General features: G+C 40.9%; 7 protein-coding genes, 2 tRNA genes and 1 pseudogene. 9 read left to right on the top strand and 1 reads right to left on the bottom strand.

From position 1 onward, the window contains the following. The 4 genes and pseudogenes from Q0I54_RS12560 to Q0I54_RS12575 all read left to right on the top strand — a co-directional run. A pseudogene (locus tag Q0I54_RS12560) lies at positions 1-1,077 on the top strand (PolC-type DNA polymerase III); the annotation flags it as partial. A gap of 111 nt (positions 1,078-1,188) precedes the next feature. Beyond that, positions 1,189-2,052: a bifunctional chorismate mutase/prephenate dehydratase gene (locus tag Q0I54_RS12565; protein WP_296119085.1), complete on the top strand. Its 864-nt coding sequence runs from the start codon at positions 1,189-1,191 to the stop codon at positions 2,050-2,052. A gap of 74 nt (positions 2,053-2,126) precedes the next feature. Further along, positions 2,127-2,936, top strand: coding sequence for a Cof-type HAD-IIB family hydrolase (locus Q0I54_RS12570; RefSeq protein ID WP_296119088.1), 810 nt, complete (start codon positions 2,127-2,129; stop codon positions 2,934-2,936). A 236-nt stretch (positions 2,937-3,172) separates the two neighbouring features. Further along, entirely contained in the window at positions 3,173-4,624 is a 1,452-nt protein-coding gene (locus tag Q0I54_RS12575) for a GGDEF domain-containing protein (RefSeq protein WP_296119091.1), read from the top strand. 82 nt (positions 4,625-4,706) lie between these two features. Here the strand turns inward: Q0I54_RS12575 and Q0I54_RS12580 are convergent, their stop codons facing one another. Continuing rightward, complete coding sequence (locus tag Q0I54_RS12580) at positions 4,707-5,561, bottom strand: PHP domain-containing protein (RefSeq protein ID WP_296119093.1); 855 nt, start codon at positions 5,559-5,561, stop codon at positions 4,707-4,709. Positions 5,562-5,942: 381 nt separating this feature from the next. Between Q0I54_RS12580 and infC the strand changes: the two genes are divergently transcribed. The 5 genes from infC (at position 5,943) to Q0I54_RS12605 (ending at position 7,432) form a co-directional block, all read left to right on the top strand. Then, a complete protein-coding gene (infC, locus tag Q0I54_RS12585; protein ID WP_021739128.1) occupies positions 5,943-6,437 on the top strand; it encodes a translation initiation factor IF-3 in 495 nt (164 codons plus the stop codon). Positions 6,438-6,467: 30 nt separating this feature from the next. Further along, positions 6,468-6,665 (top strand): 50S ribosomal protein L35, encoded by a 198-nt coding sequence (gene rpmI / locus Q0I54_RS12590; RefSeq protein WP_021739127.1) that lies wholly within the window; start codon positions 6,468-6,470, stop codon positions 6,663-6,665. Positions 6,666-6,691: 26 nt separating this feature from the next. Further along, on the top strand, positions 6,692-7,048 hold the full coding sequence (rplT, locus tag Q0I54_RS12595; RefSeq protein ID WP_296119096.1) for a 50S ribosomal protein L20: 357 nt from the start codon (positions 6,692-6,694) through the stop codon (positions 7,046-7,048). A 210-nt stretch (positions 7,049-7,258) separates the two neighbouring features. Then, positions 7,259-7,330: transfer RNA gene (locus tag Q0I54_RS12600), tRNA-Glu, on the top strand. Positions 7,331-7,360: 30 nt separating this feature from the next. Next, positions 7,361-7,432 (top strand) — tRNA-Glu (locus Q0I54_RS12605). Positions 7,433-7,434: the final 2 nt, after the last annotated feature.

A 7,434-nucleotide genomic window follows, 5' to 3' on the forward strand; every position in this document is an offset into this window, starting at 1 on the left:
AAACTTGATATTCTCGGACACGATGATCCGACCATGATCCGTATGCTTCAAGATCTGACTGGTGTGGATCCGCAGACGATTCCACTGGACAGCCCGGAAGTCATGTCCTTATTCCAGAATACATCAGCCCTAGGCATCGAGCCGGAAGATATCGGCGGATGTAAACTGGGAGCCCTTGGAATCCCGGAGTTTGGTACCGATTTTGCCATGCAGATGTTAATTGATACCAAACCACAGGCATTTTCTGATCTGGTCAGAATCGCAGGTCTGTCCCATGGAACAGATGTATGGCTTGGAAATGCCCAGACCTTGATTCAGGAAGGAAAAGCAACGATTTCCACGGCAATCTGTACCCGTGACGATATCATGACGTACCTGATCGGTAAAGGGCTGGACAGTGAGGAAGCATTTACCATTATGGAGCGTGTGCGAAAAGGTGCCGTTGCCAATGGAAAATGTAAAGAATGGCCGGAATATAAGCAGGATATGTTGGATCACGGTGTGCCGGACTGGTATGTGTGGTCCTGTGAAAAAATCAAGTACATGTTCCCGAAGGCCCATGCGGCGGCATATGTTATGATGGCATGGAGAATCGCATGGTGTAAGGTATTTTACCCGCTGGCTTATTATGCAGCTTTTTTCAGTATCCGTGCCACATCTTTCAACTATGAATTGATGTGTCAGGGAAAAGAGAGACTAGAATATTTCATGCATGATTATGAACGGCGAAAAGATACGCTCTCCAAAAAAGAGCAGGACACTTACAAAGATATGCGTATCGTACAGGAAATGTATGCCCGCGGATTTGAATTTTTACCGATCGATCTTTATAAAGCAAAAGCACATCATTTTCAGATTATTGATAATAAGCTGATGCCTTCCATCAGTACCATTGACGGTCTGGGAGACAAAGCGGCAGATGCGGTAGTAGAGGCGGCAAAAGACGGGAAATTCCTCTCAAGGGATGATTTCCGGCAACGTACAAAAGTTAGCAAGACGGTGATCGATCTGATGGTGGATCTGGGAATTTTATCAGATCTTCCGGAATCCAATCAGTTGTCATTGTTTGATCTGTAAAAATAGTATGTTTGTTTTTCATAAGTAATCGAAGATAGAGATAAGGCAGAAAGAGAAATTGGTTTAGCTATTATTTTAATGAAATATAGGTGAATGTAAGGAGTAAGGCAGATGAAAGATTTACTGGATATACGAAACGAGATTGACGGTATTGACCGCCAGATTGTGGAATTATTTGAAAATCGTATGCTATTGACTACCCAGGTGGCAGAGTATAAAATTTCCACCGGAAAGGCAGTATTTGACAAAGAGCGTGAGGTGTCAAAATTGGATTCTGTAGCAAGTTTGGCACATTCTGATTTTAACAGTCATGGTGTCAGAGAGCTGTTTGAACATATCATGTCTGTCAGTAGAAAACGGCAGTATCAGCTTCTGACTGAGCATGGAAAATTTGCGCCAACTGGTTTTGTAGAAGTAAAAGAGCTTGATTTCACCCATGCGGCAGCAGCATTTATTCCGGCTTCTGAGGAAGCAGCAAAAAGCTATTTTCCAGAAGAGTGCGGTCTGCAAAAATGCGCAGACTGGCGGGAAGCCTGCGATGTATTACAGAGGGAAGAAGTTAATTTTGCATTTCTTCCGATGCAGGATCCGGCCTCCGGTTATGTGTCTGCCAACTACAATCTGGTGTCAGAGTATGGTTTTTATATTCTGGAAGAATATGAGACAAGCCCGCAGCCGAAGGTCCGTTACCTGCTGATTTCCAAAGACCGCGTGACTTTGAGCGGAGCGGACAAGATCAGCATTTGCTTTGAGGCGCCGGATGCTTGCGGTTCATTATATCATTTGATGTCTCATCTGACTTATAATAACCTGAATATGAACCGGATTGAATCAATTGTTATTTCTAAAAATCCGTTGGATTATCGGTTCTTCATGGATCTCAGCGGCAATCTGAATGACAGTGCAATCAAAAATGCAGTGCTTGGTTTGCATGATGAAGCCCGGAATTTTAAAGTTTTAGGAAATTACAGATAGTAACAAAATGGAAACTATGATACAATTATACTGATAAGGAAAAACAGGAAGAGAGATCGTAGGAGGCCAGTCGTATGGAAAAAAAGATATTCTTTATTGATTTTGACGGAACTTTAATGAGGGATGATAAAACGATTTCAGATAAAAATCGAGAAGCACTACGGAATGCAGTGAATCAGGGACATTATATCGCCCTTGCGACCGGACGAGCTGTCAGCAGTGGTCGGAGAATTGCAAAAGAACTTGGATTAACGCGGCCGGGTTGCTATCTGGTGGCATACAATGGAGGAACCATCTACGATTTTTCGGCAGATTGTATCTTAAGCAACAAACGTCTGCCAATTGAATATGCCGAATATCTGTTGCGGGAGGCGACAGAAGCTGGTATACATATTCAGACCTATTCTGATACACAGGTGCTTGCGGCAGCACGCAATAAGGAACTTGATTTTTATACGAAAAAGACCGGAATGCCATGCAGAATCACCGGAAATCTGAACAGTATGCTGTATGAAGAACCGCCGAAAATGCTTCTGATCGATCTGGAGCATAAAGAACGGTTGGAAGCATTTCAGCAGGCGCATGCAGAGTGGGAGAAAGGAAAATGCAGCAGCTTTTTCTCCTGCAAAGAATATCTGGAGTATTGTCCATTGGGAGCAAATAAAGGATATGGTGTAAAATTTTTGTGTAACTTCCTTGGAGTGTCGATTGAAAATGCAGTTGCTATCGGAGATGAGGAGAATGATATCAGTATGATCCGCAATGCCGGTGTGGGTGTGGCAATGAAAAATGCGGTGCAGATTGTAAAAGATGCCGCAGATTATATCACAGAGTATGATAATAACGAAGACGGCGTGGCAGAAGTTATTGAGAAATTTTCCTGATAAGCAGTAGAATCAGTATCTGGTAAAATATATGTTGGAGTGATTGTATACTGGAAGAAGAATATGTCAGCTTTCGCTGACCAGAATCATGCACCAAGTCTCACGTGCGTTCGACTTGAAAAGTCTTAACAGTATTTTTAGAAAAAACTTGCACAAAAAGTAGTTTGGTATTATCGTAGACAAAGAACGTTTTATTAACTACATATAATGAAGAATATGCAAAAGGATAAATATAAATGAAAACAATCATGAAGTATGAGTTAGTAATAAATGAAGCACTCAGATCAGCGCTTGATTACGATACACCAGATGAGCAGATTAATGAATTTATCGGCTTTTTTGGAAACCATATCGGTTCTGACAGAATCTATATTTTTGAGGATTCTGAGGAAAGACATGCTACGGACAATACTTATGAATGGTGTGCAGATGGAGTTATTCCTGAAATTAATGAACTGCAAAATGTCGATATGGATATCATCGATTGGTGGTATGAAACATTTTCCAGAGGGGAGAGTGTGATCATCACCGACGTGGAAGATCTCAAGGAAGAACATCGTGTATCCTATGATATGTTACGGGCGCAAAATGTAAAGAATGTGGTAGTATGTCCTTTATATTATAAAGATGAGATCAGAGGTTTTTTTGGCGTAGACAATCCGTCAAGAAGTGATTACAGGGCACTTACATCCTTTCTGGATATGATCGAAACACTTCTTATTTCGCTTTTGAAAGTGCGTAATTCTTTTAGAAAGGCGAACAAACTGGCAAAGCTCAGCAGTTATTCCTCACTTTCAAAAATTTATGAATCTATGTACTATATTAATGTGCAGAATGGCAGATACCACATTGTAAAGACAACATCGCAGTTTGACGGATATCTGGAAAAAGAGATCAGAAAAGAAGGAGAGTACGAGATCTGGGATGATTTTTGTGGCCATATAAGGAAAATCGCAGACAAAATATGCATGGAGTCGTACTTGGAAGAATCTTTGGATTTTATAGATCTCAATACGGCGGAAGAACGACTCCACGGAAAAACAAGTATCATACATGAGTTTGTAGATAAAAGCAGAGGCTGGTGCCGCAGCAGATTTATTCCTGTAGATTACGACGAAAACGGAAACCTTTTGCATGTGCTTTATTGTATTGAGTCTATAGAAGAAGAGAAAAAACGTGAGAATCGCCTGCTGTACCTGGCGCAAACCGATCTGATGACAGGATTATGCAATCGTGGAAGTGGAGAGAAAAGAATCACAGAGTTTTTACATGACAGAATAAGAGGCCTGCTCTGTCTGCTTGACTGTGATAAATTCAAGATGGTAAACGATACATATGGTCATTCTATAGGTGACGAGGTTATCATCGCTGTTGCAGAGAGTTTACAGAAATCTTGTCGTGAAAACGATGTGCTTTTGCGTCTGGGAGGCGATGAATTCGCAATCTTCATGCCGGGTATGCTGGATCACTCGTCAGCAGAGAAGTTCTTTGAGAGACTTTTTGAAAATGTCGGACAGATTGCTATTCCGGAGATGCAGGGAAAACGTGTAGAAATCAGCTTAGGTGCATGTTTCTACAACGGCGCAGAAAACGTTTCTTTCGATCAGCTGTACAGAAATGCAGACAAAGCAATGTATCAGAGCAAAAAGAAACAAGGATATAGTGCAACGATTTATGATGGAAAGTAAGATTAAGTAAAGCGGACATAAGTATCCCCCTTACCTACCGTGTAGTGCTCTGCGCACTTGAAGCGGTAGGTAAGGGGGATGCTTATTCTGCGTTCAAAAAAAGATTTTTCAGGGCTTCCAGAAATTCATATGGCACAGACATATTTCCTTTTCCTGTGCCAAGATGAATATACGGTTTATTTGCACCATGGAAATCAGAACCGCCGGAGAGCAGCAAGTTATATTTTTTTGCCATTTTCCGAAAATCTTTTTCATCAGAGCCCTGATTACAGGAATAAACTGCCTCAATGCCGTTCAAACCTGCCGCTACAAGTTCTTCAATCATGGCAGTCAGTTCCGCACGTCTCATTTTATACAGGCACGGGTGTGCAAGAATCGCAAGCCCGCCCGCCTGATGAATCAGAGCAACTGCCTGCATCGGAGTGATTTTATAGCGGTCCACATAGCATTTGCATCCGTCTCCGATGTATTTATCAAAAACAGTTTTCAGATCTTTTACCTGTCCGGAGTCCACCAGATATCTGGCAATGTGTGGACGTGCGACTACAGTATCCGGATTCAGACGATACAAGTCTTCGGCAGTGATCTGAAAACCTTCTTCCTGGAGTTTTTCTACCATTTTCAGATTGCGATTGTCGCGGTTATCACGGAATTTTGCCAGTTCTGCCTGAAGGTTGCTATTTGCAGGATTAATAAAGAGTCCAACTACATGGATTTCCGTTCCATGATATTCTGTGGAGAGTTCTACACCCGGAACGACTTCCAGACCGGAGGATTTTCCGGCAGCGAGTGCTTCAGAAACACCGTCAACGGTATCGTGATCGGTCAAAGCAAAGGCGGAGAGACCACATCGTTTTGCTTCGGTAACGAGTTTTGTCGGGGTAAAGGTGCCGTCGGAAGCAGTAGAGTGTACATGTAAATCAACAGTTTTATTCATAGGAAACATGTCCTTTCTTTATAATATATAGTATAAAAAGCTATAAGTGTAATTCCTTTTCTAAATATCTGAAGATATAGGTGGAAAAATATTTCAAAAGTAGTATAATAAAAAAGTAAAATCTATGCAAGAAGGAATACGGAAACTCCAAAATACCAAAAGATATTGAAAAAATATTGCCAAAAAATATTGAAAAAACTGGTTGACGTTGAAAAAAAAGTATGGTATAGTATCAGAGTTGTTGAAGACAAAGTAGAGTATCCACTCTCACCCCGGCGCGAATGAGCGACCGGTGGTTATTATTTCAAATACATTTGATTTGATTGTGGATAGTCTGCCTATCCACTTTTTTTATGGAGGTGCAAAACCATTAGCGATTTAATGATTAATGAACAGATCAGAGACAGAGAAGTTCGTGTGATTGGTGCAGATGGTACTCAGCTTGGTATCATGTCTGCAAGAGAAGCGTTCAAACTGGCGCAGGAAGCAGAGCTTGATTTAGTAAAAATCGCTCCGACTGCAAAACCGCCTGTTTGCAAGATTATTGATTACGGAAAATACCGTTATGAAATGGCGCGCAAAGAGAAAGAAGCTCGCAAAAAGCAGAAAACTGTGGAGATCAAGGAAGTGCGTTTGTCACCGAATATTGAATCCAATGATTTAAACACCAAAATAAACGCAGCCAGAAAGTTTATCACAAAAGGTGATAAGGTGAAAGTATCCCTGCGTTTCCGTGGACGTGAGATGGCTCATGTTCAGAACAGCAAACACATCTTGGATGATTTTGCTGAGGCGCTTTCTGAAATAGCGACAGTGGAGAAGGCACCGAAGATGGAAGGCCGCAGCATGACAATGGTGCTGGCCGAAAAACGCTAATTAGACTATTTATCAAGGAGGAATTTCATTATGCCAAAAATGAAAACCAGCAGAGCAGCAGCAAAACGTTTCAAAAAAACAGGAACAGGACAGTTAAAAAGAAATAAAGCTTATAAGAGTCACATCTTAACAAAGAAAAGCGCTAAGAGAAAAAGAAATCTTAGAAAAGCAACTATCACAGATGCTACTAATGTTAAGAACATGAAGAAAATCTTACCGTATCTGTAAGATAGAAGATTAGGAGGATGACGTAAATGGCAAGAGTAAAAGGCGGATTAAACGCAAAAAAAAGACATAATAGAACATTAAAACTGGCTAAAGGTTACAGAGGAGCAAGATCCAAACAGTACAGAGTTGCAAAACAGTCTGTAATGCGTGCTCTTACAAGTGCTTATGCAGGAAGAAAACAGAAAAAGAGACAGTTCAGACAGCTCTGGATTGCTCGTATCAACGCTGCAGCTAGACTGAACGGTTTATCTTACAGCAAATTCATGTACGGCTTAAAACTGGCTGGTATCGAGATTAACAGAAAAATGCTGGCTGAGATGGCTGTAAACGATGCAGAAGGATTTGCTGCATTAGTAGAAGCTGCAAAAGCTAAATTAGCTTAATTATCAAATATAATTTATATTTGGTCGGATGATATCATTTATTTTCTGGTTGTGGAATCATAATACATGATTTTACAGCCGGAAATAGAATGAATCCATATGATTTTAATGTGTAATTGTGTATATTTGACAGAATTATATAAAAAATCAAGAAAATTTGAAAATAGTGTTGACAGCAAACAATAGTTTCTGTATAATATCGATTGTTGTGGTTCGTTGGTCAAGCGGTTAAGACGTCGCCCTCTCACGGCGAAAACAGGGGTTCGATTCCCCTACGAACTGTTTAAGATTTTTCAAAAAGTAAATAGATGTGGTTCGTTGGTCAAGCGGTTAAGACGTCGCCCTCTCACGGCGAAAACAGGGGTTCGATTCCCCTACGAACTGTT

The organism is uncultured Eubacterium sp. (genome assembly GCF_934295145.1).
GTDB lineage: Bacteria > Bacillota > Clostridia > Lachnospirales > Lachnospiraceae > Eubacterium_I.